This is a genomic window from Bacteroides sp. CAG:189 (assembly GCF_000432295.1).
Lineage (GTDB): Bacteria > Bacteroidota > Bacteroidia > Bacteroidales > Bacteroidaceae > Bacteroides > Bacteroides salyersiae.
On the sequence record NZ_HF991121.1, the window covers coordinates 147,648 to 163,615 of the forward strand.

A 15,968-nucleotide genomic window follows, 5' to 3' on the forward strand; every position below is an offset into this window, starting at 1 on the left:
TGTGTTTCTGAAGGGAAAGAGGGGGACTGTCAAGCTGACCCTTGATACCAAGCAATTGACCGATTTGGGATTGACGCAGGCTTCTGTCTATCTGGCCCGCTTTGCCGGTGATAAGGTCAGCGAAGAAAACGAGATTCCCGTATCAGCCATTCTTCTTCCCGATTTCTCCGGAATGACGGAACAGGATAGTTTAAATGCACCTGCCATTCGTCTGTCTGAGACAGATATCGATCTCAGTGCCCGTCTCGCGAAAAAGAACAAAGCTTCTCATGATATTGTTATTACAAATGCAGGGAAAGCACCTTTGCAGATAAGTAAGTTGCAGGTATTTAATTCTTCGGTAGGAGTGAGTCTGAAAAAGACAGTCCTTCAGCCGGGGGAAACGACTAAGTTGCGGGTAACCATCCATAAAAAGAATACAGGAAAGAAAAAGCATCACCTGCGCATACTGATGATAACCAATGACCCGGCACAGCCGAAAGTGGAAATCAACGTAAAACGATAACTTAAATATCACCATCATGGAACATCCGGAAAACAGCGAAGAGTATAAAGGGTTGGTTGTTAATAAAGGTATTGAACAGCCTTCGTCGGTAAATCCTTATTTGAAACGTAAACCTAAAAAACGACAGCTTTCTGTGGCCGAGTTTGTGGAGGGAATAGTAAAAGGTGATATAACTATTCTCAGTCGGGCAGTAACGTTAGTGGAAAGTGTGCGTCCCGAACATCAGGCTGTGGCGCAGGAGGTGATAGAGAAGTGTCTGCCTTATTCAGGTAACTCTATCCGTGTCGGTATCAGTGGTGTTCCGGGAGCCGGTAAGAGCACTTCAATCGATGTGTTCGGTTTGCATGTACTCGAAAAAGGAGGAAAATTAGCTGTATTGGCCATCGATCCGAGTAGTGAACGTAGCAAAGGGAGTATCTTAGGTGATAAAACCCGTATGGAGCAACTGTCTGTACATCCCAATTCGTTTATTCGTCCAAGCCCCTCTGCCGGTTCGTTGGGAGGGGTAGCCCGTAAAACCCGTGAAACGATTATTTTGTGTGAGGCGGCCGGTTTCGATAAGATCTTTGTAGAAACAGTAGGCGTAGGGCAAAGTGAAACGGCTGTACACTCTATGGTGGATTTCTTTCTGCTGATTCAGTTGGCCGGCACGGGTGACGAACTTCAAGGCATCAAACGTGGTATCATGGAGATGGCGGACGGTATTGTGATAAATAAAGCCGATGGTAGCAACATAGACAAGGCCAAACTGGCAGCGGCACAGTTTCGTAACGCTCTTCATCTTTTCCCTGCTCCCGATTCCGGTTGGACACCTCAAGTATTGACCTATTCCGGTTTTTACAATCTGGGCGTAAAGGAGATTTGGGATATGATATACCAGTACATCGATTTTGTAAAAGAGAACGGCTATTTTGAGTATCGTCGTAATGAGCAAAGTAAGTATTGGATGTATGAAAGCATTAACGAACAGTTACGTGACAGTTTCTATCATAATGCCAAAATAGAATCTATGCTGTCAGAGAAGGAACAGCAGGTGTTAGGAGGGAATCTGACCTCGTTTGTGGCTGCAAAAACATTGCTTGATACTTATTTTGACGAATTGAAGAAATAGATAATAATGTGCCAATGGGTCAATATGCCAATGTGCCAATTACCTGCGTTATCATTCCGCATGGTAAATTGGCACATTGGCATATTGACCCATTGGCATATTATTCAATTGATACATTATTTAGATTCTAATTTGAAAAGAAAATTGTACCTTTGCACCCCCAAAGAAAATTAATTATTTCTATTTACAAGATGACGGATAATAAGATAATTGAGCAGGAAGAAACTTTATTGTTGCGACGTAAATTGGATCTTTTGTTGCGTACAGGTAAGTTACTGGTGGAGAGTGCGGCGGATACAAACCGTGTAGTGAGGAATATGAAACGTGTAGCTGCTTATTTGGGGCTACCGGAAGAAAAGCTTCATATTGATGTCAGCTATACGATGTTGATGGTTAATGTAAGTGATGAAGCACATTCTTTTTCTAAATTCCAGAAATGTGAGAAGCATGGGATTAATATGACGGCCATTTCTGCTATCAGTAAATTGTCGTGGCGTGCTATCGAACAAGACTATTCTTTGGATGAATACGAGAAAGAGTTGGAAAGAATTTCCCACACGCCTCGTAATTATGTTCCATATCTGGTAGCGGTGGGAGCCGGTTTTGCATGTGGTGGCTTTTGCAAATTGTTCGGCTGTGACTGGATGGCTTTTCTTTTAGCATCAATTTCTGCATTTGTCGGTTTTCGCGTACGTGCCCGTTTTATCGAGTTTGGTGTTAATGTATATATGAGTATTGCGATTGCCGCTTTTGTATCTACTTGTTTGGCTTATGCCAGTTCATTTACCGGATGGTCTTCTACTCCTTATCATCCGCTTTTAGCTTGTGCCTTATTTATTGTTCCGGGGGTTCCGTTGATAAATTTTGTTGACGATATGATAGACAATTATTTGCTGGTGGGTATTACCCGTGCGGCTAATACGGTTATGATGGTGGGGGCTATGGCTTTTGGTATTGTATTGGCTATCCGTCTGTGTGTTATGGAGGATGTGACTATCGACAAGAAATTCAGTGAATTAAGTATGATTCCCCATGATCCTTATTATGTATATGCCATTGCTGCCGCTATTGCGGCTATGGGATTTTCCATGATTTTCAATATCCAGCGTCGTTTGCTTTGGGTGGTGGCTATAGGAGGTATTATTGCCGTATGTACCCGTAACTTTGTGAATTTTGAGTTGGGATTCGGTCCGGTAATAGGTTCGTTTATGGGAAGTTTTGTAGTCAGCCTGATTGCTGTTAAAGCTGTACATTGGTTTCATGTTCCCAATCACGTATTGACCATTCCTTCGGTTATCCCGATGATTCCCGGTGTATTGATGTATCGTTCCTTGCTTGGCTTTATTGACATGCATGGGGTTGTAGGAGAGGTGACGGTTGCTTTCTTCAACGGTATCAATTCCGCTCTTATCATTCTTTGTATAGCATTGGGAGTTGCTGTTCCTAATATCTTTGCCCGTCGTTATATTGCTAAAGACCGCCAAAAGTGCCTGGAAGAAGAGTTGAAAAAAAGAAAGGCACGCGGTAAGTTTATAGAGTGGTGAGAATTAGTAGTCAGTAGCAAGTAGTCAGTAGTTAGAATCTATGCAGTGTGTCAACGTGGTTATCCGAAAGGATTCTAACTACCAGCTACTTACTACTTGCTACTTACTACTTACTACTTGCTACTTACTACTGATTACTAATTCACACCTCTTTCCCCGCCTTCTCAAAGTCCGCCCTCGACTTGCTTTGGGTCACAATATATACTCCCAAGAATACGAGTCCGATAGCTATTCCTTTTTGCCAGCCGAAGGTTCCGATACCCATGATTACGGCAGCGATGGATGCGATGATAGGTTGTACATAATTGTACATGCTCACTACTGTAGGACGAAGTAATTTTTGTGCAGTCATCACACAGATATAAGCTATGAAGCTTCCTCCCAATACGACATAAAGGACTTGCCAGATAGCAAGCGTTGAAATGGTGCTCCATTCGATAGCAGCCACATCGTGATAGGAGAAAGGTATGTAACACATCGATGCATAAATAAACATCCATTTATTGATGGTTATTGCCGAATATTGTTGGGTAAGTCCTTTGAAAACTGTTAAATAGATTGAGAAACTAAGCTGTGCCAGCAGGCAGAGAAGGTCTCCCCAGATACTGCTGTTTCCGTTTCCGGAAGTTTGGCTGCCCAATATTAATATCAATGCCCCCATCGCTCCGACAAAGATACCGAGAACTTTCTTGTTGGTGACCGGCTCTTTCAGATAGATGGCTGCCACGATCATGGTAATAATAGGCAAGGTTGTTGTTACGATAGAGGCGTCGATGGGGGAGGTGAGGGACAATCCGAAGATAAAAACTCCCTGGTTGAAAACCAGTGCAAATAAGGACGCGAAAAATATTTTAAGCATATCCTTATGATTCACATACTCCTGTTTACAGAAAATGGATAGAATCCAGAAAGCGGCCGCCGCACCTACCATTCGAAAAGTGGTGACAGAGAGGGCTGAAAACTCTTGCAGAGCAAATTTACCGATGGGAGCCATTAGACCCCACATTACATTGGCAGTTAGAGCAAACAGATGTCCTTGTACGTTCTTGTTGATATTCATCTTTTCGTTACCTTATATTGAAAACTGCCGCAAAGGTAACCAATTTATCATTTGAATTGTTTATATTTGCCTTGATATAAAGCAATAATAGCATGGAAAAACAGGCCAATTATATCAGACGCATTGAAATAGACGGATTGTGGGGGCGGTTTAATGTTGCCTGGGATTTGCGTCCGGACGTGAATATCCTTTCCGGAATCAATGGTGTCGGTAAAACAACGATTCTGAACCGTTCCGTCAATTACTTGGAAGAACTATCCGGTGAAATGAAGAATGGTGTAAAGCAGGGGGTACATATTTATTTTGATGATCCGGAGGCAACTTATATCCCTTATGATGTGATTCGCAGTTACGACCGTCCTTTGGTTATGGGTGATTTCACAGCCCGGATGGCAGATAAGAATGTAAAGTCCGAACTCGACTGGCAACTTTATCTTCTGCAGCGCCGCTATCTGGACTATCAGGTGAATATAGGAAATAAGATGATCGAACTCCTGGCCGGTAATACGGAAAAGGGACGGGAGGAAGCTGCCGGCTTATCATTGGCGAAGAAACGTTTTCAGGATCAGATAGACGAACTCTTCAGTTATACCCGGAAGAAAATAGACCGTAAGCGAAATGATATTGCTTTTTATCAGGATGGGGAGTTGTTATTGCCCTACAAGCTTTCTTCCGGTGAAAAGCAGATGCTTGTTATCCTGCTGACTGTGTTGGTACAGGATAATGAACATTATGTTCTTTTTATGGACGAACCGGAAGCATCACTTCATATTGAATGGCAGCAAAAACTTATTGCCATGATCCGTGAATTGAATCCGAACGTACAAATTATCCTTACTACCCATTCGCCTGCCCTTATAATGGAAGGGTGGCTCGATGCAGTGACCGAGGTGAGCGATATAACAACGAATATGGCTGACAAACCTATTTAGTTGAAAGTCTTATTTAGTTGAAAGTTGAAAGTTGAGAGTTGAAAGTTCTGAATAAACATTCGATAGGTTGTGAAAATAAGCGGTGCAACCAAATCATAAACTATAAACCATAAACTATAAATCATAAATTATAAACTGTCTCTATGGCTCAAACTTTACGCGACAATCTTACATCTTCTTACTTCAATGCTGCAAACAGGCTGTATTCCAAGAAAGCCCGCCGAAGGATTGTAGCTTATGTGGAGAGTTACGATGATGTACCTTTTTGGCGTACCCTGTTTGAAGAGTTTGAAAATGACGAGTGTTACTTTCAGGTAATGCTTCCTTCGGCTACTTCTTTGGCGAAAGGGAAGAAGATGGTATTGATGAATACATTAAATACGGCTGAACTGGGAAAAAGTCTCATAGCTTGTGTAGACAGTGACTATGATTTTCTCTTACAGGGTGCTACTGCCACTTCTCGGAAAATAAACCGTAACAAATATATCTTTCAGACTTATACCTATGCGATCGAGAATCATCATTGCTTTGCAGAGAGCTTGCATGAGGTATGTGTACAGGCCACATTGAATGATCGCTCTTTGATTGATTTTGCAGCTTTCATGCGAAGGTATTCTCAGATAGCTTATCCTCTTTTTCTATGGAATGTATGGTTTTACCGGCAACATGATACGCATACCTTTCCAATGAGTGATTTTAATTCATATATTCGTTTGATGGATGTAAGCTTGCGGCATCCGGAACGAAGTTTGGAAGCCATGCAAAGGGTGGTGTCGGCTAAATTGTCTGAACTGGAAACGCGTTTCCCGTATTATATCAGTCAGGTGGATGCTTTGGGCACTGAACTTGAGAAGTTGGGGTTGGTACCGGAAACCACATATTTGTATATTCAAGGGCATCATATTATGGATAATGTGGTAATGAAACTTTTGATACCGGTTTGTACTGCTTTGCGCAGAGAGCGGGAACAGGAAATAAAGAAATTGGCCGAACATGATGAACAATTCCGCAATGAACTGACTTGTTATCAGAACAGCCAGATAAATGTGGAGATTATGCTGAAGAAAAACAGTGCTTACAAAGCGCTGTATCTTCATCAATGGTTGCGTGATGATGTAAGAGAATTCCTTGAGAAAGGATGAATGATAAACAAGGCGTTTTGCTGTTGCCTTATTAAAACAGCAACTGAAAAACAGTTTAATGGAACAAGTTACAGGCTTTATTAATGAAATTCTCCTGTCGTGGGGATTTAGTCAGTCGTGGGCTGATGATTTAACGAGTGGCATTATTTTAGTTGTAATTCTTGCAATTGCTTTTCTGGGAGATGCTATTTGTCGTCATATTATTCTGACAGCTGTTGCCAGACTTGTGAAAAAGACCAAGGCGACGTGGGATGATATTGTTTTCGACCGTAAAGTGCTGACTCATGTCAGTCATTTAGTAGCGCCGATTTTGCTATATATATTGTTGCCGTTGGCGATATCCAATTTGGGGCTGTTAAGTTTCATACAGCGTATTTGCATGATTTATATCATTGCTGTATTTCTGAAGTTTATCAGTTCTTTATTGACTGCGCTTTTTCATGTATATAGTGAGAAAGAGCAGTTTCGCGACCGTCCTCTGAAAGGTTTGTTGCAGACGGTGCAAGTTATCCTTTTCTTTATTGGCGGTATAATTATTGTCAGTATTTTGATTGATAAGTCACCGATGGTTTTGCTTACCGGTCTGGGCGCTTCGGCTGCTGTCTTGATGTTGGTATTTAAAGATAGTATTATGGGCTTTGTCTCCGGTATTCAACTCTCGGCTAATAATATGTTACGGGTAGGCGATTGGATCCAAATGCCGAAATATGGTGCTGATGGTACGGTGATTGAAGTGACTTTGAATACGGTGAAGGTACGGAATTGGGACAATACTATTACTACCATTCCTCCTTATGCCCTTGTCAGCGATTCTTTTCAGAATTGGCGCGGCATGCAAGAGTCCGGAGGACGTCGTATCAAACGTTCTATCAGAATCGATATGAACAGCGTGAAGTTTTGTACCCCGGAAATGCTTGCTAAATACAAGAAAATACAGTTATTGAAAGATTACATTGAGGAGACGGAAAAGGTAATAGAGGATTATAATAAAGAACATGGAATAGACAATTCCATTTTAGTGAATGGGCGTCGTCAGACGAATTTAGGGGTATTTCGGGCTTATCTGACGAATTATTTGAAGAGTCTGCCTACGGTGAATCAGGATCTTACTTGTATGGTACGTCAGTTGCAGCCTACCGAGCAAGGTATTCCTCTCGAACTTTATTTCTTTTCTGCAATTAAAGCTTGGGTACCTTATGAAGGGGTACAGGCCGATGTCTTCGATCATGTTCTTGCCATTATTCCGGAATTTGATTTACATGTGTTTCAGAATCCTACAGGTGAAGATTTTAGGGAGTTGAGCAAGAGAAACTAAGAAAAGTGTTTTATATTTGTGGCTGATAATACTTTATTAGCCATGAATGCACAACAGAATCATATCATCCGTGAAATAACCCCACTATCTGATAAGGATTGCTTTTATATTGCCGAGCGGCATAAAACGGAGTTTACGTATCCTATTCATAATCATGCAGAGTTTGAATTGAACTTTTGTGAGAAAGCTGCCGGTGTGAGGCGTATTGTTGGCGATTCAGCTGAAGTAATCGGAGAATATGATCTGGTATTGATTACGGGTAAAGATCTGGAACATGTTTGGGAGCAGAATGAATGTAACTCAAAAGAGATACGGGAGATTACGATTCAGTTTTCTTCTGATCTTTTTTTCAAAAGCTTCATTCATAAGAATCAGTTTGATTCGATTCGCCGGATGCTGGAGCGTGCTCAGAAAGGACTTTGCTTTCCTATGTCTGCCATATTGAAGGTATATTCCATGCTCGATACACTGGCTTCCGAGAACCAGGGATTTTATGCCGTACTGAAGTTTATGACTATTCTTTATGAACTTTCTCTTTTCGAAGAAGAGGCCCGTACATTATCCAGTTCTTCATTTGCAAAGATCGATATTCATTCTGACAGCCGGCGGGTACAGAAGATACAGGAATATATCAATTTACACTATAAAGAGGAGATCCGCTTGAATCAGTTGGCGGACATGGTGGGTATGACTGCCGTTTCTTTTAGCCGCTTCTTTAAACTGCGTACCGGAAAAAACTTGTCTGACTATCTTATCGATATACGCCTTGGTTTTGCGTCCCGGTTATTGGTGGATTCTACTATGTCAGTGGCTGAAATCTGTTATGATTGCGGTTTTAATAACCTTTCTAATTTTAATCGGATATTCAAAAAAAAGAAAGAGTGTTCACCTAAAGAATTTCGGGAAAATTATAGAAAGAAGAAGAAAGTGATTTAGCGATAAGTGATTAGTACCATTCGGAACATAGCGCGTAGCTACTAATCACTTATCACTAAACTGTTAATCACTGATGATTCTCCTCTCTTCTTCCGTAAACGAAGTATTGTTTATTGCTTTCAGATTATCTTCTAATTGTCCGACCGAGCTTGCTCCGATAATGACTGAAGTTACTAAATCGTCTTTTAGTACCCATGCTAATGCCATTTCAGCCAAAGTTTGTCCCCGTTGTTCGGCTATTTCATTCAGAGTTTTGATCTTGCATAATACTTCTTCTGTCAACTGTTCTTTTTTAAGAAAACCTCCACGGGCAATCCGGGAATCTTCCGGAATTCCGTTAATGTACCGGTTGGTCAACAATCCTTGTGCTAACGGAGAGAAAGCGATGAATCCCGTACCGTTTTCTTTGGCTTGTTGCAGAATGCCCTCTTCTTCCGGTTCGCGGTTGAACAGATTATATCTTCCTTGATAGAGCAGGCAATGTACATCTCTCTCTTCTAAATATTTGTAAGCAAATTCTGCAGCCTCTTTCGGGTATTTGGATATGCCTACATACAATGCTTTTCCTTGACGGACGATATCTGCTAATGTTTGAAGCGTTTCTTCAAGTGGAGTAATCGGATCATAACGATGTGAATAGAAGATATCCACATATTCAAGGTTCATACGTCTCAGGCTTTGGTTGAGGCTTGCCATCAAGTATTTTCGTGATCCCCATTCACCGTAAGGACCGGGCCACATATCATGTCCGGCTTTGGTGGAGATAAATAGTTCATCGCGGTAAGGCATGAATGACTTTTTCATAATTTCTCCGAAGGTTTCTTCTGCCGAGCCATAAGACGGACCGTAATTATTTGCCAGGTCGAAGTGGGTGATTCCTTTGTCAAAGGCATAATGAGCCATTCGTTGGCTATTTGAAAATGTGTCTACATCTCCGAAATTATGCCATAACCCCAGTGAAATTTCTGGAAGCATAATGCCGCTTTTTCCGCAACGACGGTATTTCATACCATTCTTGTATCTGTCATTGTCGGCTGAATAAACAGGTGCTATCATAATTCTATTTATTGGGTTTATATACCATTTATGGAAACAAAGATATACGTTTTCAGGAACAATATACTCGAATAATCTTTCTATTTATTCAGTAATGCTTAAGAAATAACTTGGTACCTATTGTTCCGGTTGACCGGGTCATTTCATTTTGAAACTTCTCCTAAGGGACGATTTTGCCCATCGGGATATATTATTCACATAGGATTTATCCCCTTCACCGATTTCACCTTCTTTAATCAAATTCCCTATCCATCGGTGATACAGGGTGAAGGCACGTCTTGTTTTTCCGGCTACTGTGCTCACCGCCCGTATGCCCGGTGCTTACGACCCGTATGCTCGGTGTTCACGATCCGTATGCTCGGTGCTCACCGCATGTATGCCCGGTACTTGGGAGACATTTGCACAGAGATCGGAAATCAACAACGGCCCTTCACCCTGTATCGCCGGTGAACAAAGCAGTGAAGCAAAAAGGTGAAGCCGATGGAAGGGGCAGAAAATATACAGAAGAGACATTCTTATGAAAAGAATAGTATGATGAAATGATAAAATAGTATCAAATACTTTGTTTTAACTACACTAAATTTGCAATGTCGTTTTTTACTTCCCTAAAAATAGTGTACAGGAAAGAGAAACAACACAGTGTGAAGATGAAAGGATAATTTGAGTGCTAAATAAAAAAGTATTGGCTATGAGTATATTTAAAGATAAAGTAGTTAAATTGCTGGACGAAAAGACGAATCCTTATCTAAAGGGACGTATCGGGATAAATACTGTGATGAATTCGAGCACTATCAAATAGAAAGATGAATTTTTGATAGTAGTACATGTGAAGTGAGCAGATCGTAAATCGTCTATTCGAAAATTTTATATATGATTTCTTATCTTACATTTAGTTTGTTATGATGAAACTTAAAGAAAAAATAGGTTATGGCTTTGGTGATATGGCATCTTCCATGTTTTGGAAGTTATTTGGTTCCTATTTGATGATATTCTATACTGATGTGTTCGGACTTCCAGCGGCAATGGTCGGTACGATGTTTCTTATTACCCGTGTATGGGATTCGGCCTTTGACCCGATTGTAGGAGTGATTGCTGACCGTACTCATTCTCGTTGGGGGAAGTTCCGTCCTTATCTGTTGTTTTTGGCGGTTCCGTTTGCACTGATCGGTATATTGACATTTACCACTCCGGACTTGAATGATACGGGTAAGTTGGTATATGCATATATAACCTATTCATTGATGATGATGGTTTATTCTGCTATTAATGTACCCTACGCTTCCTTGTTGGGGGTGATGAGTCCTGAGCCGAAAGAGCGGAACACGCTTTCCACTTATCGCATGACGTTTGCTTATATCGGTAGTTTTGTTGCCTTATTACTGTTTATGCCTATGGTGAATTATTTCAAGCAGGGACATAGTGAGCAGTATGGTTGGATGATGGGAGTTGTGATAATAGCAGTGATGTGTGCCGCATTGTTTTATGGATGCTTTGCATGGACTCGCGAAAGAGTGAAGCCTATTAGGGAGAAGCAGAGTCCGCTGAAGGAGGATTTGAAAGATTTGCTTCACAACAAACCTTGGTGGATTTTACTGGGGGCGGGTATTGCTGCTCTGATATTCAACTCTATCCGGGATGGGGCGACTGTTTATTATTTCAAATATTTTGTGGTGGAAGAAGAGTATTCTGTGATTTCATTCTTCGGAGTTTCATTTGTATTGAGTGGAATCTATTTGGCTGTGGGACAGGCCGCCAATATAATAGGAGTGATCCTTGCGGCTCCGGTCAGCAATCGTATAGGGAAAAAGGCTACTTATATGGGGGCAATGATGATTGCAACTGTGCTGAGTATTATCTTTTATTGGTTTGATAAGGGTGATATTGCTCTTATATTTGCTTTCCAAATACTAATTAGTATTTGTGCGGGAAGTATCTTTCCTTTGTTATGGTCGATGTATGCCGATTGCGCCGATTATTCAGAACTCAAAACAGGGAACCGGGCCACCGGATTGGTATTCTCGTCCTCTTCCATGAGTCAGAAGTTCGGTTGGGCTATCGGTACGGCCGTTACGGGTTGGCTATTGGCTTATTTTGGGTTTCAAGCCAATGTCGTACAAAGCGAGGAGACCATTCATGGCATCAAGATGTTTTTGAGTTTTCTCCCTGCGATAGGTACGATACTGAGTGTTTTATTTATCAGTATGTATCCGTTGAGTGAGAAAAAAATGAAAGTAATTACCACTGAATTAGAGAAGAAAAGGAAAGAGTAAAAATGAAATCGATATCTATATTAACACAGGAAATGCAAGAAGTACTTACTACCAATATTCTACCATATTGGATGGAACGGATGGTAGACGAGCAATACGGTGGTTTTTATGGCTGCATTACCGGTAAGGAGGAATTAGTGCCCGAAGCTGAAAAAGGAGCTATTCTTAATGCTCGTATTTTGTGGACGTTTTCTGCTGCCTATCGTTTATTGAAGCGTCCGGAATATCTTGCAATAGCTACGCGTGCCAAAGAATATATCGTTGATCTTTTCTATGATAGAAAGTTTGGGGGCGTTTATTGGAGTCTTACCTACAAGGGGGAACCGCTCGATACCAAAAAACAGATTTACGCTATCGGTTTTGCCATTTACGGATTAAGTGAATATTATCGTGCCACAACAGACAAAGAGGCTCTTGAGTATGCAGTTTTGCTTTTTGAAAGTATCGAAGAACATAGTTTTGACCGTTTTAAAAATGGCTATTGTGAGGCACTTACTTGTCAGTGGGGAGAAATAGAGGATATGCGCCTTAGTGAAAAAGATGCTAACGAACGCAAAACGATGAATACACATCTGCATATTTTGGAACCATATACCAATCTTTATCGAGTGTGGAAAGATGAGCGATTACGACATCAGTTGCGTAATCTTATTACGCTTTTTACAGATAAAATATTAGATAGGAAGACTTTCCATCTACGGTTGTTTTTTGATGATGATTGGAATAGTAAATATCCTATTGTCTCTTACGGACATGATATCGAAGCATCCTGGCTTCTTCACGAAGCTGCTTTGGAATTAGGGGAAGCAGATATACTGGCAAAAGTGGAACCTATTATAAGGCGGATAGCTATTGCTGCTGGTGAAGGGTTTACACCGGAAAGGGGGATGATTTATGAAAAGAATCTTGTTACGGGGCATTTGGATGCTGATCGTCATTGGTGGGTACAGGCAGAAACCGTAGTGGGTTATATGAATATTTATCAGTATTTTGAGGACAAAGAAGCCTTGCAAAAAGCTACTGCTTGCTGGGAGTTTATCAAATCTCGCCTTATCGACAGGGAAAACGGTGAATGGTATTGGAGTATTCGTGCCGATGATACAGTGAATCGCACGGATGATAAGGCCGGTTTCTGGAAATGCCCTTACCATAACGGACGTATGTGCCTGGAGGTGATGGAGCGCTTTGGTGATGAGTAATAGCATGACTGATTGGCATATAAACACATCGGTTCATTGATACATTGTTTATCAGTAACAATATCGAAACACAAATTTAAACTTCTTGTATTTTAGTCGTATTACTTCCGTAATCGTCCCCCTCTAACTTTGCACCCGTAATAAAAACGCATAGCAAAGTTCGATGAAAAAACTATTTCTTGTAAAACTATTCCTTGCAGTCTTGTTTATCGCCTTATATACTCCTATAGCGATGGCTGCCAATATTAAAATTAAAGGTGCTGTAAAAGACAAATTATCCAAAGAACCTCTGATAGGTGCAACGATACGCCTTGTTGGAACTCAAGCAGGAGCTGTTACCGACTTGGATGGTAATTTTGAGCTTAATGGTGTGGGAGTTCTTGAAGGGATGTATGATATCGAAGTAAAATATGTAGGTTATAAAACCGAAGTTCGTCGTAAAGTCCGTGTAGAGAATGGGAATTTGGTTATTTTGAATTTGGAACTGGAAACAGATGCACAGGAGCTTGCCGATGTAGTGGTAGTGGCCAAAAAGAACCGTGAGAATGAAAATATGCTTCTGTTGGAACAGCAAAAAGCGGTGATTGCCGTGCAAGCCGTAGGGGTAAAAGAACTTTCGCGTAAAGGGGTGAGCGATGCGGAAGGAGCAGTATCCAAAGTGGCTGGAGTATCTAAACAGGAAGGTGTGAAAAACGTCTTTGTGCGCGGATTGGGCGATCGTTACAATGCCACTACTTTTAATGGTTTTCCTATTCCTTCGGAGGATCCGGAATATAAAAACATCTCTCTTGACTTTTTTTCTACGGATATTATCCAGACAGTCGGCGTGAATAAAGCCTTTAATGCCGGTGGTAGCAGCGATGTGGGTGGTGCCAATATCGACATAACTTCAAAAGAGTTGATTGGTGGCGGACATTTCAATATCGGGGTTTCCGGAGGATTCAATACACAGACTCTGACGACAGACTTTCTTAAGATGGATGGAGTCAATCTTCTGGGGATTGCTGACAAGACACAACCCGGCATGGAGAACAATTATAATTTTAAGAACAGTCTGGATCCGTCTGAGCATGACTTACAGATAAACCGCAACTACGGGGTTTCCGGTGGAAAAAGGTTTTATGTGGGACCGCAAAAAGATGCTCTTTCATTTTTTCTTGTAGCCGCACACAATACGGAATATCAATATGCCGAAGAGGTTTTGCGCAATACAACTACGAACGGAACTATCTATAAAGACCAGACAGGAAAGGTTTATGAGCAGAAAATCAGTCAACTGGCTCTTGCTAATCTGGATTATGATTACCGCAACCGTCACCATCTAAGCTATAATTTTATGATGGTACACGATAATGTGCAGTCGGTAGGCGACTATGACGGGATGGACTCGGGAAAATTCAATGATGATTACGATAACATGGGATTTACCCGTCGTCAGCAGGCTAATGATAATTGGTTACTTGTCAATCAGTTGATGACTAATTGGGGGCTGACCAAAACGCTGAGTTTTGATGCGGGGGCTTCGTACAACGTCGTAAAAGGTTCGGAACCGGATCGGCGTATCAATAATCTGCGTAAGGCAGCCGAAGGATATACCTTGCTCGAAGGTAATTCCCAACAGCGTTACTTCTCCGAACTGAATGAAAATGATTTGAATGTAAAAGCCGGTTTAACTTACCGTCTGGCGGATGATCAGGAGGAGATATCCAATATCCGTATCGGGTATAACGGACGCTTTGTGAATGATGGTTTTGAAGCTACGGAATATAATATGACGGTTGCACACAGTTCTGTTTTCCGGTTGGAGGATTTTTCACTGGATAGTTATTACAATCAGGAGAATCTGAAAAACGGCTGGTTTGAGATTCAACGTAATGTTGACAAATATACGGTGAAGAAAGATATTCATTCTGCCTATGTGGAAGCTGTTTATCAGTTTGATGCCGCATGGATCCTGAATTTGGGTGTTAAATACGATCGTGTGGACATTTGTGTGGATTATGATGTGAACAAAGGGGGAGAAAAGGGTAGTGGGAAGATCGGTAAGAACTATTTCCTACCCAGTCTGAATCTGAAATACAACCTTACCTCCAAACAAGCCTTCCGCTTGGGAGCCAGCAAAACATACACCTTACCGCAACCCAAAGAAATTTCTCCTTACCGCTATGTTGGAGTGAACTTTAACAGCCAGGGTAATGAAAAGTTACAACCATCCGATAACTATAACCTTGATTTGAAGTGGGATTTCAATCCTACTCCGACAGAACTTGTTTCGCTGACCGCCTTTTATAAGTATATAAAAAATCCTATTTCACGCATTGAGGTTGCCAGTGCCGGTAATTATCTGTCGTATGAAAATATTTCAGATCATGCTACGGTAGCGGGAGTAGAACTGGAAGTACGTAAGAATCTCTTTACCCGTCCGGCAGGGAAGGGTACGTCGGGTATGAATCGTCTTTCTGTCGGCTTTAATGGCTCGTACATCTATACCCATGCTAAAGTGCCGGGAGCTACAGTCACTACCGGTTCGCAGTTGGAAGGTGCGGCACCGTGGATTGTCAATTTTGATATTTCACACAATTATACGAGTGGAGATCGTAGCTTTATCAATACTCTGGTTTTCAATTATGTCAGTGATAAAATTTACACAATCGGGACGCAGGGTTATCAGGACATCATGGAACATAGTATTGCGACTCTCGACTTTGTCTCACAGGCTAAATTGAATAAGTATATCTCGCTTAATCTGAAAGCCCGTAACTTGCTCAATCCGGCACATAAATTGAGTCGTAAGGCAGACGATAACGGACGGGAGATAGTATTAAGCGATTATAAAAAGGGAATAAACATCAGTCTGGGAGTGTCGTGTACATTCTAAAAGCGGACATTCGAATAAGA

Annotated in this window: 12 protein-coding genes and 1 pseudogene (1 of these 13 only partly in view); 11 read left to right on the top strand and 2 right to left on the bottom strand. The window is 41.4% G+C overall.

The window, feature by feature from the left end:
- From QVP90_RS17780 to QVP90_RS17790, 3 genes and pseudogenes are all read left to right on the top strand, one after another.
- Positions 1-505, top strand: a pseudogene (locus QVP90_RS17780) (DUF1573 domain-containing protein) (it extends 593 nt beyond the left edge of the window).
- Between the two features lie 16 nt (positions 506-521).
- Entirely contained in the window at positions 522-1,616 is a 1,095-nt protein-coding gene (gene meaB, locus QVP90_RS17785; protein ID WP_005925745.1) for a methylmalonyl Co-A mutase-associated GTPase MeaB, read from the top strand.
- Between the two features lie 191 nt (positions 1,617-1,807).
- Positions 1,808-3,160, top strand: coding sequence for a threonine/serine ThrE exporter family protein (locus tag QVP90_RS17790; RefSeq protein WP_007478719.1), 1,353 nt, complete (start codon positions 1,808-1,810; stop codon positions 3,158-3,160).
- 142 nt (positions 3,161-3,302) lie between these two features.
- On the opposite strand, the gene QVP90_RS17795 is transcribed toward QVP90_RS17790, so the two are convergent.
- Positions 3,303-4,220: a DMT family transporter gene (locus QVP90_RS17795; protein WP_005925739.1), complete on the bottom strand. Its 918-nt coding sequence runs from the start codon at positions 4,218-4,220 to the stop codon at positions 3,303-3,305.
- A gap of 92 nt (positions 4,221-4,312) precedes the next feature.
- Between QVP90_RS17795 and QVP90_RS17800 the strand changes: the two genes are divergently transcribed.
- The 4 genes from QVP90_RS17800 to QVP90_RS17815 all read left to right on the top strand — a co-directional run bounded on the left by QVP90_RS17800 (position 4,313) and on the right by QVP90_RS17815 (position 8,545).
- Positions 4,313-5,152: an AAA family ATPase gene (locus QVP90_RS17800; protein ID WP_021937169.1), complete on the top strand. Its 840-nt coding sequence runs from the start codon at positions 4,313-4,315 to the stop codon at positions 5,150-5,152.
- Positions 5,153-5,295: 143 nt separating this feature from the next.
- Positions 5,296-6,294, top strand: a complete 999-nt coding sequence (locus QVP90_RS17805) for a DUF4435 domain-containing protein (protein ID WP_005925733.1) — start codon at positions 5,296-5,298, stop codon at positions 6,292-6,294.
- Positions 6,295-6,352: 58 nt separating this feature from the next.
- Positions 6,353-7,609: a mechanosensitive ion channel family protein gene (locus QVP90_RS17810; protein ID WP_007478717.1), complete on the top strand. Its 1,257-nt coding sequence runs from the start codon at positions 6,353-6,355 to the stop codon at positions 7,607-7,609.
- 42 nt (positions 7,610-7,651) lie between these two features.
- Positions 7,652-8,545 carry an AraC family transcriptional regulator gene (locus QVP90_RS17815; protein ID WP_005925727.1) on the top strand — a complete coding sequence of 298 codons (894 nt, stop codon included), beginning with the start codon at positions 7,652-7,654 and terminating at the stop codon, positions 8,543-8,545.
- Between the two features lie 63 nt (positions 8,546-8,608).
- Here the strand turns inward: QVP90_RS17815 and QVP90_RS17820 are convergent, their stop codons facing one another.
- Positions 8,609-9,601 (bottom strand): aldo/keto reductase, encoded by a 993-nt coding sequence (locus tag QVP90_RS17820; RefSeq protein WP_007478715.1) that lies wholly within the window; start codon positions 9,599-9,601, stop codon positions 8,609-8,611.
- A gap of 265 nt (positions 9,602-9,866) precedes the next feature.
- Here QVP90_RS17820 and QVP90_RS17825 point away from each other — a divergent pair, with 265 nt between their 5' ends.
- The 4 genes from QVP90_RS17825 to QVP90_RS17840 all read left to right on the top strand — a co-directional run bounded on the left by QVP90_RS17825 (position 9,867) and on the right by QVP90_RS17840 (position 15,948).
- Positions 9,867-10,076 (top strand): hypothetical protein, encoded by a 210-nt coding sequence (locus QVP90_RS17825; protein ID WP_025818956.1) that lies wholly within the window; start codon positions 9,867-9,869, stop codon positions 10,074-10,076.
- A gap of 424 nt (positions 10,077-10,500) precedes the next feature.
- Entirely contained in the window at positions 10,501-11,871 is a 1,371-nt protein-coding gene (locus QVP90_RS17830) for an MFS transporter (RefSeq protein WP_005925717.1), read from the top strand.
- A 2-nt stretch (positions 11,872-11,873) separates the two neighbouring features.
- Positions 11,874-13,070 carry an AGE family epimerase/isomerase gene (locus QVP90_RS17835; protein ID WP_007478713.1) on the top strand — a complete coding sequence of 399 codons (1,197 nt, stop codon included), beginning with the start codon at positions 11,874-11,876 and terminating at the stop codon, positions 13,068-13,070.
- Between the two features lie 163 nt (positions 13,071-13,233).
- On the top strand, positions 13,234-15,948 hold the full coding sequence (locus QVP90_RS17840; RefSeq protein WP_021937170.1) for a TonB-dependent receptor: 2,715 nt from the start codon (positions 13,234-13,236) through the stop codon (positions 15,946-15,948).
- The last annotated feature ends 20 nt before the right edge of the window (positions 15,949-15,968 follow it).